Raw genomic sequence first — 16761 nt, forward strand, 5'->3', positions numbered from 1 at the left:
TCCACATCATGTTAGATTTTCAAAAACAAAGTTGACCGCATCAGTAGGTGCTTTTGCAAGTTTGACGTACTCGATTCCCGTAGTAGAAACAGTTTGTGTTTTATGGTCCTTCGCACTTTCTCTCAGTTCCTCAAGCATCGAAGCCATTTGCGGAGCTAAGATAATCAAGTCAAACTCGCCAATCTGATCTTTATGTTGCCCATAAGCCATTGCCGTCGCATCCACACCGATACTCAATTCCTTCGCACCCTTTTTAATTGCATTGGCTAACATCGAACTAGTTGCTCCATTGGCACAAAGTACAAGAACATTAGTCTGATCATTCTTTTGTTTAGCAAATGCCGGTGAAACGACTGCTGGTTTGACAGTTGTACTTTCCAACTGATCCCCGTGCCCTATTTCTTTTTCTTTCACTAATAATTCATTGTCATAGGCTTTGAAAAATGGATAGTAAATCGCAAAATCAACGGTTAATAAAACAATCATCAAAACGATCGATAGTCCAGCAAAACCTGTCCCTAAGATCAACCCTACTGGTCCAGGAGTTGTCCATGGCAGATTGTAGATGAATCCATTCATATCTAACACCTCAACAAAAAATTTAAAGATCCAGACATTGAGGATCGGTGCAAGAATAAAAGGAATAAAAAAGATAGGATTCAATACGATTGGTGCACCAAACAGCATGGGTTCATTCACACCAAACAAAACGGGAATCGCTGAGGCACGTCCCATTGTTTTTAACTGCTTTGACTTTGCTAGAAAAGCAAACATCAACGTAATGACCAATGTCGCACCCGTCCCACCTAGTGTGGCAACAAAGTATTGTAAGCCTTGAGATAAAATTTTCGGTGCATGTTCCCCACTTTGATACAGTTGAAAATTCATCTCTACATTTGTTATGTAGATGGCAGCAACAGCTGGCTCAACAATAGAGGGACCGTGGATACCAACAAACCAGAAAAACGCCATTGCCCCAAAAATGAGTGCTAACCCAAAATAGCCATCGGCCGCTGAGAAAATTGGTTGGAACAGTTCAATCAATTTTTCTGAAAACCCACTACCGACAAGGTTACGAAAACCCAAATCAAATCCCCAAAAAAAGACGGTCGACAGTGTAATCGGGATCAAATCCTTAAATGTCTGTGAGATATTACCAGGAACTTCCTCTGGCATTTTCACTGTCAAATTCTTGCTAACACAGAATCGATAGATATTAGGAACAATAAAACCAACAATGAACGCTGTCATCAATCCTTTGGTCCCCATGTAATCAGAAGCAAATCCACCTTCTAACGAATCAACCCCAACAATCAAGAAACCAATAAAAGCAGCGATCATGGTTGAAGTACTATTGATTTGATTCGTTTTTGGCAATTTAGTATTAAAGTTTTCTGTCAAACTCTTGGTCACTGTAGCAGCCATTAAGATCCCTAATATCCCCATGGACCCGTTATACGCTTTCATTAGAATGGATTCTATTTCTTCTCCCCAATGAAAATTGAATGCGTTGGGAACATATGCTACCAATAAAAAAAAGCTTGAAAAAAGAATGACAGGGATAAGACTGATAAAACCATCCCTAATTGCTCTTAAATAAGAATTATTAGAAATTTTCTCAAAAAACGGTTTCATTTTTTCGATACGTTTGATCATTGCATTCATACCCAGGCTCCTCTATGATTTTTTATAAATATTAAAGAGATGTTGAATGACATCTTTCAATAGCAACGTGGTCATTAGATGATCTTGGGCGTGAACCATAATAAACCCTACTTCAATTGTTTCACCACTCGCTTCAGCAGCTAACATTTTAGTTTGAGAATTGTGCGCTTCAACCAAACTCTGATTGGCTTCTTCAACTAATCCATTGGCTTCTTCAAATTCCCCCTTCTCTGCTTTAGCTAACGCTTCGATCAATTTCGATCTTGCTTCACCAGCAAAAGCTACCACTTCAAATCCAATCATTGCTACTGTTTCTTTATCCATTTTTCTTCCTCCATTCTCTTACAAGAACATTATATTTGTTCCAGTTTATGTTTGTTTGTGTTCGTTTTTGTCCTTTACAAACAAATAGTAACCGAATGTTTTTAACATGTCAATCTATTTTCTTATACAAACCTTTAATATTTGACAACCTCCTTTGAATGTTTTATGTTTATTTCAAACAAAAAAATAAGAACCACGAAATATCAGGGAGTTTATATCATGTTAAAAGAAGAACGACAAAAATACTTATTAGCACAACTAGAGAAGAACGGCATCGTGAAAGTGGCCGATATTGTTCAAGAATTGAAAGTAGCTGATATGACTGTTCGTAGAGATTTGCAGGAATTGGAGGATAAGGGGTTAATCATTCGCATTCATGGTGGTGCCAAACTATTAAATCCTAAAACTTCCGTGATCGAACTAAGTCATCGGGAAAAAAAGGATCTTCATTTGTCAGAAAAAATAGAAATTGCCACAATCATTGCGAATCATATCCACGAAGGCGATACTGTCTTTTTAGGACCTGGAACAACGATTGAATTAGCTTATGATTTTTTGACGATTAACCATGCTAAAATCATCACCAATTCGATCCATGTGTTTAACAAATTCAAAAGTGATCCTCGATTTGAGATCATCCTGATCGGCGGCTCCTATCGAAATAAGACCGGCGCTTTCGTTGGGACGATCGCCAATGATTTTATTGCAAATATCCATGTAAAAAAAAGTTTCATCGGGGTAAATGGATTAGATAAAACATCCGTTTTCACTTCAAATGAAGATGAAGGATTGACTCAACGTTACGCATTGAACAGCGCTGAAACACGATATATCGTAGCAGATCATCATAAACTTGATAAAAAAGATTTCTATGGCTTTTATCCACTCCAAGAAGTCGACTATTTGATTACCGATTCTGCTATATCCGATAGCCAAAAAGAGACCTTTGGCAAACATGTTCAATTATTAATTGATTAAAACTCTTTTAAGTAGTTAAAGAAACGAAAAATTAAAGGAAGACAGCGCCCAAATGGCCCTTTCATCGGGCCAATCCAAACGCTGCCTTTTTCGTTTTCTTCATTCCCTTGATCAATCAAGACTCTTTATGTATTTCGATTAGAATCAATATTTCATATGCTTTCTTTGATACACTAATTTTTTTCAAGAAATTTTATCCTTTATCATGATCCAGCTCAATTTTTCCGTTATCGATCTAGCTCATTCGCTAATATTGTTTCAACAATCAACTGAACCACTAAGTCAAAACCTTCTGTCTGGATTGGCACATCCGTTTGTTGCCTAAGCTTCACAATCTCTATCTTTCTCAACGGAACAGCTGCTTTATTTTCTGTAAGAGCTCTGTTCACCGCACTGCTCAAGCCACCAATAACTGCATAATTTTCGATAGTGACCACTTGTGTTTTCCCTTTCAACTCGTTAAGGATCAACTGTTTATCGATTGGTTTGATCGTAAACATATCAATGACTTCGCAACTAATTTGACAGGACTTTAACCGCTTAGCAACATTGAGAGCTTCGTAAACTAATCTGCCAGCGACAATAATTAAAATATCTGTTCCATGCCAAACAATGTTTCCTTTGCCTAATTGAAAAGTCGTTTCTTTTTTATAGATATTAGGTATCCTTTTATTTTCTCCGCGTACATAGTGAATACCGCTCAATTGGCTAAATTCTTTGATGATCCATGCCATTTGCACCTCATCTGTTGCTTCACAAATAATTGAATTTGGGATCATTGTCATCAACGCTAAATCTTCCCCTAGTTCATTGACGCGTTCCTTTCCATTTCGATTAGAAGCGAAATATTCCCCAAAAATATTGATGGTATTTCCACCGTATCCTTCGGAAATAAATAATTGATCAAAAATTTTTCGAATCGCATGAGAATCAAAAAGATGAATAAAAGGTTGGTAGCCAGCTAAACTTAACCCCGCTGCAATACCTACCATGTTCTCTTCATCCACAGGCATGTTGAGATATCTCTTTGGGTGTTCATTTTTTAAATCAACCCAATTACTAAATGATTCAAACTTATTTTCTAACGCAACGATATTGTGGTTTTTTTTCATTAATTCATTTAATGTATCAACTATGCAAGTACGAAGTTCTTTCCTTACAGATAACGAGTTACTTAACTGAACCATTTAGCTCATCCTTTCAAGCTTTTCTTGTAATTTCAAAATCGTTTTTTCTATCTCTTGATGGAATGTTTTAGGAATTTTTTTACTTGAATCCTCATGATCGTCCATTGTTAAGTCTGATAGCACTCGCTCTGGATAACTTTCTAAAACAATACAGAAGGCTTGTGTCGTCCTCATTTTATACTCTTCAATCGCCTCATTGATTGCTTTGATATTTGTCCCATCAACGAGCAACGTATAAAACCCAGCCTTCTCTGCTTTTCTTTTCAATAGATAAGATTTCTCATACCTTTTGCTTAACTGTTCTCGTTTTCTATAACCACTATCAATAATTACCAAGCAATGATCTAATTTAAAATGAGCAATACACTGAAATACTTGCCAGCAACGTTCATCTTTTAATTCGTCTTCATCCATCACTAAATAAACATCATTTTCCTTATTTGCTATTTTTAATCCCATCGCAAGACCTGCAGCTATTGCAACACCGTTATTTAAGTCCCCGATTGTCACATCGATTCCAGGAGTCTTTGAACGATCTAACTTTTTAGGGAGTCTGTCCCCTTGATGACTCATCGTCCATAGCCACTTCTTATCAAAATACCCTAGATTAGATAAAGTACTATATAATTCCAATACCGCATGACTTTTAGCTAAAACTAATTGATCACGATTTCCCCAATCTGGTTTTTTCGGGTCAATCTTCATCTGTTTACCGTATAAAACAGCTAACAATTTGATCATAGAAAAAGAACAATCCATTGATTCTTCTCCTCTTTGTTTAACACTTATCAAAATATCTAGTTGAATGTTTAATGCTAATTTTTCCAATTGAGTCACTTGTTTATGATCAATAGCCATAACGATTCCTCCTATAAATGAATTAGAGAATAATTCATGATGCCATACAGATTTTTCACATGATATGTATACTTGCTCTTTTATGATCTGATCAAAATAAGATGATACTCCTTAATCTACAACCTCACTGGACACTTCCCTCCTTTTGAACTGAGTGTAAAGCCATTTTATGTCATCTTATGTCCCCTTTTCCTTCCCTACCCCTTCATATATAACATAAGTACACATCTCATAATATATTCAGTATATTCATTTATAAAATAAAAAAATAGAAAATATTTAATAAGATAAATTTGTTATAATAAAAACAAAAAGTCTGTTATCATAAAAAAATATTACAACAAAAAAATTACATTAGCAATATTAATAATAAAGATACACATAATAAACGAGATACACCTTCCTATTGAAAATGTTATTTTAAAATAACAATAAAAAATATTTATCTTATTCCATTACCAAACTACCTCACTGAAACCGGAGTAAATTGTTTTGTTAAAAATGAAAATGACTCACCTATAAAAACTCTTTCGGTATTTCCCATCTGAATATTCCGATCCCTCTTCAATCTCACTGCTCCTAATTATTTTAGGCTTTTTGATTTCCGGCTGTACTAGGACATACTGGTGCGTTGGTTTACTCATTGAATCTTCTATTTTCAAAATAATTTGCAGTTGTTCGTATAGCTAAATGAAATTTCTTGCTAATGTTCATTTAATCGTTGCTTGAACAATTAGTAAAAACATAGAAAAACAATCAGGTATCTAATTGACATTCCGTCGTTTTCATTTACGTGGAAAACAGGATCCATTAATTAAGCACCTTCGTACTCATGGTACTTAATTGAAGAAAATTCGTGAAAGATCGTGCCTAGAACAGAAAAAATAAGCCTGACTTTGACGGAATGAATCAAAATCAGGCTTACTTTCTTTTTAGGTTAATGATTGTTTCAGACCTTTCATTTTACAAAAGAATACGCTACGCTCTCAACTACTATCCCAGTTACTAATCAATGTGTGATAGTTAAACAATTCGTGCACAATACTGAAAATGGCTTCTGGTTTTTTGAACAAAGCGATGAGCTATTTATAGCCAGTAGATCTATGGGAACAAATAAACGAACACCAAGCGTTTTTTGTGTTTCTCTTGAGGTCGTGAAAAGAGTGTCTTGACCGGAGCGCTCACCAAGTAAAAACTGCGACGAGTAATCGCAGGAGCATTAAGGATGAAAATCTCGAAACAGCTCCCCATGTTTTGAGATTTTTTGACTTATCGCCGAAGGTCAGCTCTTTGAACACCGTGAATCAGAGGTCGTGAAAACATCGGGTAGCTCTGATGACAATAAGAAAGAATTTTTTGAAACAGCTTCTCATGTTTTGAAAAATTCAGGCTTATTTCAAAGAGCTGATGTTTGAACACCGTTTAGCAAGAGGCTGTGAAAGAAGCGTTTAGCTCCGAGCGAATAAGCGATGATTTTTTAAAATAGCTCCTCATATTTTAGAAAATCATCGCTTATTGTTGAGGAGTTGCTTCTTGAACGCCGTTTAGCAAGAGGCTGTGAAAAGAGCGTCTTGACCTAAGCGTTAAGGATGAAAATCTCGAAACAGCTCCCCATGTTTTGAGATTTTTTGACTTATCGCCGAAGGTCAGCTCTTTGAACACCGTTTATTCGTTTTTAGAGATACTAGAAGATACTGAGAGAACTTTTGTCCCAGTCCCGATGCTTATTTGAACAATCCCATTGAATGAATAACTCTATGATTTCTAGATAAAAGATTTTCAAACAAAAATACAAGTTTTTCCACTCATTTTTTGCTATACCAATCGATCAATATCATACTCAAACCCATTTTGATTGCTTAACTGTTTGTAGAACTCACCACTTTTCTTGATCGTCCGTTTTTGGGTTGGCAGATCAAGAGAAATTAGTCCATAACGGTTCTTATATGCATTGATCCAGGACCAGCAGTCAATAAAGGTCCAAAGATGATACCCTTTGATATTACAGCCGTCATTGATTGCTTTCCAAAGATAGGCGAGGTGATCTTGGATATATTCGATCCGGTAATCATCAATCACTTGCCCACTTTCATCCATAAAGCGTTCCTCATCTGCTACGCCCATCCCATTTTCAGAGATAAAGGATTCGATATTCCCATAGTTTTCTTTGATATCCATGCATAAATCATGGATACCTTTTTCATAAATTTCCCAACCACGATATTCATTCATCCGTCGTCCCGGCATCACATGATTCTCAAAAAACCAATCCGGTAAGAACGGACCCTCTTGATTGATTGCAGTTAAACGAGCCTTCACACGACGTGGTTCATAATAGTTCAATCCTAAGATTTGTGCCGTGTTCTCTTTGATACAGCGCAGGTCTTCCTCGGTATAATCCGTTGGCAATTGATCATATTCACGTAAAAGGTTAATTAATTTTTCTGGATAAACACCCTTGACCATTGGATCTAAAAAGCTGCGAACATAAAAAAGATCTGCAATTTCAGCTGCCTTCACATCAGCGGGGGTTTGACTCCTTGGAAACGTCGGGCTTAAATTCAAGATAACACCTATTTTACTGTTCAAATTCAACTCTTTGTGTGCTGCAATTGCTTTCGCGTGAGCCAAAATAGTAAAGTGAGCCGCTTGCGCTCCTCGTTTGAAATCAATCAAATTTGGATAATGGAAGTCTTCCAAATATGACCCTAAGATCGGCCCCAACGGTTCATTGAAAGTGAACCAGTGGTAGACGAGATCGCCAAACTCCTTAAAACAAGTAACTGCAAATTGCACATATGCATCGACAACTTCCCGTGATTCCCAACCCCCTTTATCCTGTTGGGCTGCTGGCATATCAAAATGATAAAGATTGGCGAATACTTTAATACCATTGTTATTCATCTCAGTAAATAAATCCCGATAAAATTCAACCGCTTTTGGATTTACCTCCCCTACTCCATCATTTGGGAACATCCGCGCCCAAGAGATCGAGACCCGAAAGGAATTATGTCCGGTTTGCTTCATCAGTTGAACGTCTTCTTTATAACGATGAATGTGATCTGTCGTAATTTCTGAACTAATCCTTTGATAAAAACGGTATGGTTGTTCTTTGTACCAACGTTCCCAAACCGTTTCGGCTTTTCCAGTTTCACCACGACCTTCTGCTTGCTCAGCTGACCAAGCAGAACCCCACCAAAAGTTTTCTGGAAATGTTAATTGTTGTTTGTTCATTGTATCCTCCTAAAATGACATTCTCTTGAGTACTACTCCATCATAACACCGCTTCCAATAAATTGGAATATTTTTTTATTAAAAAATATATACTTTTTATAAATGTTAATTGTTTTACCCTTTAAAGATTGCTAAAATTAAAGAAAGGTATATAATTATTTATATCTTTACGCGGTAACTATAGGAGGGAAAAAATGAAGAAGAATGCGAAATATATGGAAGTTTATTCTGATGTAAAAAAGAAAATTGAAAACGGTACTTACGCAATCGGTGAAAAATTACCAACTGGTTCCGAATTGGCAAAACAATATCATACGAGTAAATTGACAGTAAAAAAAGGATTAGACATGTTAGTTTCTGAAGGAGTTTTACATAGTCGAAGTGGATTTGGAACCGAAGTTTTGCGCAAACCGATCCATAATTCGAAAGTTTTCGGTCCAAGCGAAGGTTTTATGAGTGTAGTTGGCGAAGAACATGTAGACTCTGAAATTCATATGTTTTCAATTGAATTACCATCAAAAAAAATAGCAGAGCGATTACAGATTAACGACAAGGAATACATTTATAATATTGTTCGCAGTCGTTTTGTCGATCAACAACCCTATTCATTGGAACAAACTTTTATGCCGCTATCAATTATTCCTGGTTTGGAACCTAAACACTTGAAAAAATCGGTTTATTCCTATATTCGCAATGAACTGCAGTTAGAGATCAATGCTTCTCACGTTTGGATGAAGGGCGTACTGGCAACCGAGTTTGATGCAACTATATTAGGAATTGATGCCGGAGACTTTATGATCGAAGTTGAAAAAAGTGTTTCTTTGGCAAACGGGACTCCTTTTGAATACTCCATTACAAGGCATTTATATCAAGATTTTGTTTTTGAAGCCGTTTTTGTTGAAAAATGATTGAAAGAGCTGAGGAAATCAGCTCTTTTTTTTGCCCTTTTTCATTAAAGTATATAATTTTAAAAAAAGTTATTTACTTTTATCAAATTCCGTTCTATTATTGAACTACGGTAAGTGCTTACAAATAAAAAACAAGGAGAATATACCATGAAGAAAACAAATAAGAAGGAACAGGTGTTTGAACGATTTGGTATGATCGCATCGAAGCTAGGAAATCAAATTCATATGCGTACATTACGCGATGCATTTGCAACATTCATGCCATTTATGATGTTAGCTGGATTCGTGACTTTGATTAATTACGTTATCTTAGAACCAACTGGTTTTATGGGTAAAATTGTTAAACCCGAAACATTAATGAAAGTTCAAGAAATTGGCATGTCGATCGCCAATGGAACATTGAGTATTACGACGCTATTAGTTGTAGCTGCAGTTTCTTATCATATGTGTGTTAGCAGAAATTATACAAATCATATCGCAGCGGTTTTAGTTTCGATCTCAACTTTCATCGTTTTAACACCAATGAAAATGATGTTCACTCCGGAAAATGCAAAAAAAGCGATTGAAGTAACCGGAGTTATTCCAGGTTCCCATACAGGTGCATCAGGAATGTTTGTCGGAATCTTTGTTGGATTAGTAGCTACTGAGCTATTCATTAAATTATCTACAAATGAAAAATTGCAAATCAAACTATCTGGAAATATCCCGCCCGCAGTGTTGAAGTCATTCAATGTATTGATCCCGATTATGATTACTGTTACTGGTTTTGCGATTCTATCTTTCGCTGTCAATCAGTTATTCAACATGGACGTAAATGGCGTGATCACTAAAGCGATCACGGGACCTTTAAGTCACATCACAACTGGTTTACCTGGCTTTATCTTAATCACATCAATCGCCAATTTATTCTTTGGTTTTGGAATTCATCAAGCTGTAATTTCAGGTTCTTTACTTGATCCGTTCTTATTACAAAACATGCAAGAAAATATGGCAGCTTATGCAAACCATGAACACATCCCACATATTATCAACATGGCTTTCAAGGATACTTTTGCTGTTATGGGTGGTTCAGGAAATACGATCGCCTTATTGATTGCGATTTTCATATTCAGTCGTCGAAAAGATTATAAAGACTTTGCTAAACTATCGGTAACACCAGCGATGTTTAATATCAGTGAGCCGATCATCTTTGGATTACCGATCGTATTTAACTTGAGTCTAATTATTCCGTTTGTGTTAGCACCAATCTTCTCATTAGTAACTGCCTACTTTGCGACTGCAGCCGGCTTAATCAATCATGTGGTAGTTCAGATACCGTGGACCACACCACCAGTTATTTCAGGATTCCTTGCGACAGGTGGGGATTGGCGAGCAGCAGTATTGCAAGTTCTAATCATTGCGGTTAGCGTATTTATCTATCTACCATTCCTACGCATTGATGAACACGTAACGGCAAAAATGGCTCAAAAGGAAGCTGAAATCACTAATCAATAATTGACACCTCCGCTCCTAAAAAAGTGGACTTTCTCGTTTAGTAAATATGTAAAAAAAGTCCTCAATTCTCTTAACAACCGACCTTTGGGATCATCGTTGCATTTTGAATAAGTCGAAATTATGAGACTGATGAATCAGAACAGATTCTTCAGTCTCATTTTCAGTTAACTTGCCAATGACAAAACGATTGTTAGTAAAAACATTCAAAAAAAGTTCTTATTATTCAAGGACTGTCGCAATTTATATTTTTAGACACTCTCTAGCAGGATTTTTTTCTGATCTCTTTAATACGCATAGCGTTTGCGTGTAGTACATATAAACTTGATAAGCTGATTACGTTCACCTACCAGATCTGTCGCCCCTTTGGTATGAATAGGACTGTCATCGTGTCATCTGATTGACGTATATTTAAGATATACCAAAGTGACTCGACTTTTTGCTCCTTGTTTGCCACTCTTGCAAATCTATAATGTCAAACAATCTAGACTTACTGCTTATAAAAATAATCAAAAAAAGAACCCTTGAAAATCAAGGGTTCTTCCACTATCAGATAACGATAGATTAACGACGGATTTCTTTGATACGAGCAGCTTTTCCGTGTAATGCACGTAAGTAGTACAATTTTGCACGACGTACTTTACCGTAGCGAACGACTTCGATCTTTGCAACACGTGGTGTATGCAATGGGAATGTACGTTCAACGCCTACTCCGTTAGAAACTTTACGTACTGTATAAGTTTCGCTGATTCCAGCTCCGCGGCGTTTGATTACAACACCTTCAAATAACTGGATACGTTCACGTGTACCTTCGACAACTTTCGCATGAACACGTACAGTGTCACCAGGGCGGAAAGCTGGGATGTCAGAACGTAATTGTTCTTTTGTTAATTCTTCGATTAATGGATTCATTGATCTTTTCTCCTTATTCCAAACATTCTTATGAGTTTTCCCTCACAGCGGAACATCGTAATAGTTAAGTGCTTTTGCACTCACCATAAAATATTATCACACTATCAATTTAGTGTAAAGAGTCATATTGATATTTCTTATTCTATTTCGTCTGATTCTTCTTTTTTGACTTCTTCTAACAATTTCAGCATTTGTGGAGTCATTGATAATTGTTCCAATAAGTCAGGTCGGCGTTGATAGGTTCTTCTTAAGGATTCTTTCAGTTGCCATTCTTCAATCAATTTATGGTTTCCATTTGTTAAAACTTCTGGGACTTTCATCCCGTTAAATTCTGCTGGCCGTGTATATTGAGGATGTTCCAATAATCCCGTTGAATAAGAATCTGTTTGAGCGGATGTTTGATTTCCTAAAACGTCCGGTAATAAGCGCACCGTTGCATCAATCATCACCATTGCGCCAAGTTCGCCACCAGTCAAGACATAATCACCTAAAGAGACTTCATCCGTAACTAGCGAACGGATTCGTTCATCATAGCCTTCGTAATGTCCACAAATAAATACTAAATGTTCTTCATTCGAAAATTCTTCCGCCATCGCTTGATCAAATCGTTTACCAGCTGGATCCAATAAAATCACACGTTTTTTTGTTTCAGGATTTGCTTGTTCAATTGCTTTGATATTGTCATAGATAGGTTGGACTTTTAACAACATCCCTGCCCCGCCACCATATGGATAATCATCGACCGTTTGGTGTTTATTATCGGAATAGTCTCTAAAATTAGAAACATTGATCTCTAACAATCCTTTATTGACCGCTTTACCGATGATCGATTCACCCATTGGTCCTTCAAACATTCGTGGGAAGAGTGTTAAGACATCAATTTTCATCATCGATCAATCCTTCTGGAATCTCGACGTAAATGACCCCATTTTCTAAATCAACTGTTTTAACCACTGAATCAATATAAGGAAGCAAAACATCCTTTTTCTTTGGTCGTTGGACTACCCAAACATCGTTAGCACCTGGTGAAAGAATTTCTTTGATTTTACCTAATTCATTTCCATTTTCCTCAACGACCTTTGCTCCAATGATCTCATGATAATAAAATTCATTTTCTGGCAACTCGATCGTTTCTTCTTTTGAAACTTTTAAAATACCGTCTCGATATTTTTCAACATCATTGATTGAAGGATGCCCTTCAAAACTTAACAAGTCAAAATTTTTATGTTTACGATGACTTTTGACGGTTAATTCAATTGGCGCTTTCTTCTCTTGAAACAAGGTAAGTACAGCACCTTTTTTATATCGTTCTTCTGGAAAATCTGTGGTAGAAATGACGCGCACTTCTCCTTTGATCCCTTGAGTATTTACGATTTTTCCAACATTTAAATATTCAGTCAACTTGTATCCCCTTTTCCTTTTCACACATGTTTCAACCAAACAATGGTTTTTAAATGGCTGAACGTGTTTTTGACGTATCTGCCTTATTTTAGCATGTGTGCATATGCAATTCTACTTTCTTTTCGCTTTTCTATATCATTTTCCAATCATTTATTGGTTCATAGAAACAGCCATTTTCAATGCGGAAAGAGTATCTTTGTGGGTAACAGTATAAACATTTTTAGGCTCTTGCCAGCTTACTTGTGTAGCTTGTTGGGAAGAATCATTCATTTCAACCGTAATTTTCCCGTACTTCTCAGGCGCAGGCAAACTTGCTTTTTCTAAGTAAGCAACGATTTCTTTGGCTAACGGTACAGGATCTTGTCCTTCAATATTACTTGCCCGGACACGAATACTCCAATTTCCTTCTTGCCATTCTAGAATACTAGATCCCGCCGCTCCTTGTTGATAGCCAGTAATATTGTAGCCCAAATCGACTTGTCGGCCGTTTGTATCAACCGTAACTGGTTGCAAGGCATCAATTGCTTCTTGACTAGAAGCAAAACCATATTGGTAAAGATAAGAAGCCATCGGGGTTTCTTGGTTTAACTCTTTGGCATTTAAGACATAGGCTTTCGGTAGATCATAGTATAAGATCGAAAAGCCCTGTTTGGTTTCGGCAGCAGCGATGTTTAATTTCCCTGTTGTAATCGGCATCTCTTGTGGCATCGGTGTCGTTGGGTATTTTTCTTTCAGTTCTTCAAATGCGGTTTGTGCTTGTTTATTCTGTGTAGATGTTTCTGTTTTTGTAGTCGCCGTTTCCGTTGTATTTCCAGACATCTCAGAGCTTTCACTCTTTTTGGTTGTTGATTGAGTATCTGTTTCTTTGGAAGTACTATGACTCGTTGAATGAGTCGCTGGTGTCACCGTATCAGTTGTTTCAGTAGAATTATTTGTCCCTTGACAGGCACTTAAAAGTAAAAGAGCTGGTATCAATAATGCAACTTTTTTCATAGGTATCTACTCCTTTCTATATATTAAGGATACGCTTTCTATAATCATTTGCCAAGTAGTCACCTCAAAAAGAAAAAAGCTGTCTCGTCAAGACGAAACAGCTTTTTTTATTCCTTATGATCGATGATATTTAAACGCACTTTTTTCGGTGCATTTGTTCGTACCCCGTAAACGATCGTCCGAATTGCTTTCGCAACACGCCCTTGTTTACCGATGATACGACCAATATCTTCAGGAGCCACAGTTAGGTTATATTCATAGAAGTCTTTTGACTCAGTGACTTCTAACTGGACTTGTTCAGGATAAGTGACTAACGGACGAACGATTGTTAAGACTAATTCGCTTAAATCTTTCATATCCGATCACCTTATTTCTTTGAGAATTTAGCTTCGTGGTGTTTTTGCATAACGCCTTCTCTTGAAAGGATGTTACGTACAGTATCAGAAGGTTGCGCACCTTTAGATAACCAGTTAAGAACTAAATCTTCTTTTAAAACTACTTCTGCAGGGTCTTTCAAAGGATTGTAAGTACCTACAGTTTCGATGAAACGTCCATCACGAGGAGAACGTGAATCAGCTACGACGATACGGTAAAAAGGACTCTTTTTAGAACCCATACGTTTTAAACGGATTTTAACTGCCATTATATATTTCCACCTCCATTGTTTTATTCACAAGTTGTAGTGTAACAGTTTTTTTTTACCCTGTAAAGCTTTTTTTCTTTACAGCTAATAAAAAATTTTTTCAACTCTCTTTTTTATTGAAAAAAAGAATTCCTGTCACTAAAAAGGCAGCAATCATCAAACCTGTTACCACTAAAGAAAAAGAATAGTTACTCGAATCAATCCTTTCCCCCAATGCGTTCGAAACTGTCGTTAAATAAAAAGGAGAATACTCAGCAACTTTTGTAAACATAGATAACAGATAACAGCCAGCCACACAAATCCCTCCACAAGCTAGCACAAAATAGCCAGAAGAAATAAAGGAGGACAACCATAGAAATAAAGTATATAACCACACACCCCATAAATAATAATAAAAACTTCTTGTCCCTAATTGAATAATCAGCTCATTATCCCAATAAATAGCAGTATAAAAGTAAGTAATGAAGGAGCAACCCCAAAAACTAACTGCCCAAAAAAACTGTCCCATGATCCATTTAGTAAAATAAATTTTCCAGCGAACCATCCCTTTGGTTAAAAGATTAATCAATGTTCCTTTTTGATATTCATTCGTCAATGTCGAGCTAAACAATAACAAAAACAATAAAAGAAACATAGGCATGTTTTTATAAAATTGTCCCCAAGAAGTCAGCGCATCTACATTGACTTCCCCGATTTTCATACCAGATGCTGCTAAATTTTCTGACATCGATTGAACGATGTAGGGTGTTAATTTGGCTATCAGTGGATTCATGATCCCAAAAATGATCGTTAATGAAAGCAACAGTAATAATCTACCTGTACGCCAATTTTCCTTCCATTCTTTTTTTGAAAATGCGAGTAATTGCTTCATTTGTCCACCACTTCCATAAAAATTTGTTCTAAGGAAGGTTCTAAACGATGAATCGATTGAATCGGTAATTTGTGATCAACAATTAAAGATAGTGCACGAAGTAAGTCTTCGTTAGTTCTGCCAGGATAAATAAGGGTTTCATTTTTCATGATTGCTCCCGGCAAAAGCGATAAAAATTCTTGAGAATGTTTCACAGTTGGAAATTGGATTTCAAATCCTTCATTTTTAGGATGGGTTTTCAATTCTGCTACCGTGCCTGATAAAACGATTTCTCCTTTATTTAAGAAAGCCACTTCATCACAAATTTGTTCCACGTCTGATAGAATATGTGTGGAAAAAAGGATCGTTGTTTGCTCTTTGACACGTAATAAGATATCCAAAATTTCTTTACGCCCCAATGGATCCAACGCCGAAGTCGGCTCATCACAAATAAACAGTTTTGGTTCGTTCAGTAACCCTTGGGCAATCCCCAAACGTTGCTTCATCCCTCTTGAAAAAGTCCTAATCCTTTTTTTCTCGTGAGCCAATCCGACTAACGCTAATAACTCTTGCGTTTTTTGTTGGATTTTATGTTTAGGCATCTCGGTGATTTCCCCGCATAATTGCAAATACTCTTCGGCGGTAAGGTAGTCATAAAACATCGGAATATCTGGCAAATAGCCGATCCAGCGATTCGTTTTTGTTTGACCATAGTGAACCGTTTCATCATTAACCTTGATTGTTCCAGCATCTTTTTTTAGCAACCCCAAAATCAATTTCATCGTTGTCGTTTTCCCTGCACCATTTTTTCCAATAAACCCAAAGATCGTCTTTTCCTTGACGGTAAGGGAAAGATGGTTCAACACTTTTTTTTCACCAAAAGATTTTGATACATCGATTAGTTCAAGGATCGCCATTATGCCTCCTCCTTACCGAACACGAAATACAAGATTGGACCAACAAATTGAAATCCTATGAGAATTACGATGATCCAGAGTGTTCGACTGCCAAATCGATAATGCGTATGAGTCAAAATATGATAAAGGGCATAAAAAAATAATCCAAGTTGTATGATCACTAACGGGATCAAAAATGGTAAAAACTCGTTAATATGCATTTGTTCCACCTACCAATTTCGTCTTTTTATTTGATGCTGCATTACCCCAAGTCATGCGATGATGTGTACCGATGTTTCAATGAGAAACATTCTTTATCAAAAGTTCATGTACTACACTCTTTTCTAAAAAAATCACACAAACTCCTTTAGACAAGACTTCTATTCACTAATTATAGAAGATCCATGTCAAGTGATGCAAA

General features: G+C 36.6%; 17 protein-coding genes. 3 read left to right on the forward strand and 14 right to left on the reverse strand.

Annotation, left to right across the window (positions count from 1 at the left end; translation table 11 throughout):
- Positions 1-6: 6 nt before the first annotated feature.
- Together IGK21_RS08680 and IGK21_RS08685 are read right to left on the reverse strand one after the other, a co-directional pair.
- On the reverse strand, positions 7-1665 hold the full coding sequence (locus IGK21_RS08680) for a PTS transporter subunit EIIC (protein WP_034700817.1): 1659 nt from the start codon (positions 1663-1665) through the stop codon (positions 7-9).
- Positions 1666-1677: 12 nt separating this feature from the next.
- Positions 1678-1989 carry a PTS lactose/cellobiose transporter subunit IIA gene (locus tag IGK21_RS08685; protein WP_034700819.1) on the reverse strand — a complete coding sequence of 104 codons (312 nt, stop codon included), beginning with the start codon at positions 1987-1989 and terminating at the stop codon, positions 1678-1680.
- 219 nt (positions 1990-2208) lie between these two features.
- On the opposite strand from IGK21_RS08685, the gene IGK21_RS08690 reads away from it, so the two are divergent.
- Complete coding sequence (locus tag IGK21_RS08690; protein ID WP_034700821.1) at positions 2209-2967, forward strand: DeoR/GlpR family DNA-binding transcription regulator; 759 nt, start codon at positions 2209-2211, stop codon at positions 2965-2967.
- A gap of 227 nt (positions 2968-3194) precedes the next feature.
- Here IGK21_RS08690 and IGK21_RS08695 read toward each other — a convergent pair whose 3' ends face one another.
- From IGK21_RS08695 to IGK21_RS08705, 3 genes are all read right to left on the reverse strand, one after another.
- Positions 3195-4154, reverse strand: coding sequence for a transketolase family protein (locus IGK21_RS08695; RefSeq protein ID WP_034700823.1), 960 nt, complete (start codon positions 4152-4154; stop codon positions 3195-3197).
- The gene (locus IGK21_RS08700; RefSeq protein WP_034700825.1) at positions 4155-5012 is read right to left on the reverse strand and encodes a hypothetical protein; all 858 of its coding nucleotides are present in this window, start codon (positions 5010-5012) and stop codon (positions 4155-4157) included.
- A gap of 1815 nt (positions 5013-6827) precedes the next feature.
- Complete coding sequence (locus IGK21_RS08705) at positions 6828-8246, reverse strand: glycoside hydrolase family 1 protein (RefSeq protein ID WP_034700827.1); 1419 nt, start codon at positions 8244-8246, stop codon at positions 6828-6830.
- Between the two features lie 194 nt (positions 8247-8440).
- On the opposite strand from IGK21_RS08705, the gene IGK21_RS08710 reads away from it, so the two are divergent.
- Both IGK21_RS08710 and IGK21_RS08715 read left to right on the forward strand, forming a co-directional pair.
- Positions 8441-9154: a GntR family transcriptional regulator gene (locus tag IGK21_RS08710; RefSeq protein ID WP_034700829.1), complete on the forward strand. Its 714-nt coding sequence runs from the start codon at positions 8441-8443 to the stop codon at positions 9152-9154.
- 147 nt (positions 9155-9301) lie between these two features.
- The gene (locus IGK21_RS08715) at positions 9302-10648 is read left to right on the forward strand and encodes a PTS sugar transporter subunit IIC (protein ID WP_010737911.1); all 1347 of its coding nucleotides are present in this window, start codon (positions 9302-9304) and stop codon (positions 10646-10648) included.
- Between the two features lie 561 nt (positions 10649-11209).
- Here IGK21_RS08715 and rplS read toward each other — a convergent pair.
- The 9 genes from rplS to IGK21_RS08760 form a co-directional block, all read right to left on the reverse strand.
- Positions 11210-11557 (reverse strand): 50S ribosomal protein L19, encoded by a 348-nt coding sequence (gene rplS, locus IGK21_RS08720; protein ID WP_002286913.1) that lies wholly within the window; start codon positions 11555-11557, stop codon positions 11210-11212.
- 137 nt (positions 11558-11694) lie between these two features.
- Positions 11695-12444, reverse strand: a complete 750-nt coding sequence (trmD, locus tag IGK21_RS08725) for a tRNA (guanosine(37)-N1)-methyltransferase TrmD (RefSeq protein WP_025480115.1) — start codon at positions 12442-12444, stop codon at positions 11695-11697.
- The gene (gene rimM / locus IGK21_RS08730) at positions 12434-12958 is read right to left on the reverse strand and encodes a ribosome maturation factor RimM (RefSeq protein WP_010718461.1); all 525 of its coding nucleotides are present in this window, start codon (positions 12956-12958) and stop codon (positions 12434-12436) included. Before rimM ends, trmD begins: the two co-directional genes overlap by 11 nt.
- A 150-nt stretch (positions 12959-13108) precedes the next feature.
- Positions 13109-13951 carry a hypothetical protein gene (locus tag IGK21_RS08735; protein WP_181915057.1) on the reverse strand — a complete coding sequence of 281 codons (843 nt, stop codon included), beginning with the start codon at positions 13949-13951 and terminating at the stop codon, positions 13109-13111.
- A 107-nt stretch (positions 13952-14058) separates the two neighbouring features.
- Positions 14059-14307 (reverse strand): KH domain-containing protein, encoded by a 249-nt coding sequence (locus IGK21_RS08740; RefSeq protein ID WP_010718463.1) that lies wholly within the window; start codon positions 14305-14307, stop codon positions 14059-14061.
- An 11-nt stretch (positions 14308-14318) separates the two neighbouring features.
- A complete protein-coding gene (rpsP, locus tag IGK21_RS08745; RefSeq protein WP_010718464.1) occupies positions 14319-14594 on the reverse strand; it encodes a 30S ribosomal protein S16 in 276 nt (91 codons plus the stop codon).
- A 100-nt stretch (positions 14595-14694) separates the two neighbouring features.
- Positions 14695-15465 (reverse strand): ABC transporter permease subunit, encoded by a 771-nt coding sequence (locus IGK21_RS08750; RefSeq protein WP_181915058.1) that lies wholly within the window; start codon positions 15463-15465, stop codon positions 14695-14697.
- Positions 15462-16361 (reverse strand): ABC transporter ATP-binding protein, encoded by a 900-nt coding sequence (locus tag IGK21_RS08755; RefSeq protein WP_010737913.1) that lies wholly within the window; start codon positions 16359-16361, stop codon positions 15462-15464. Before IGK21_RS08755 ends, IGK21_RS08750 begins: the two co-directional genes overlap by 4 nt.
- Complete coding sequence (locus IGK21_RS08760) at positions 16361-16561, reverse strand: PLDc N-terminal domain-containing protein (RefSeq protein ID WP_010737914.1); 201 nt, start codon at positions 16559-16561, stop codon at positions 16361-16363. Before IGK21_RS08760 ends, IGK21_RS08755 begins: the two co-directional genes overlap by 1 nt.
- Positions 16562-16761: the final 200 nt, after the last annotated feature.

Source organism: Enterococcus sp. DIV1421a (assembly GCF_051711025.1).
In the GTDB taxonomy this organism is placed as follows: domain Bacteria; phylum Bacillota; class Bacilli; order Lactobacillales; family Enterococcaceae; genus Enterococcus_B; species Enterococcus_B hirae.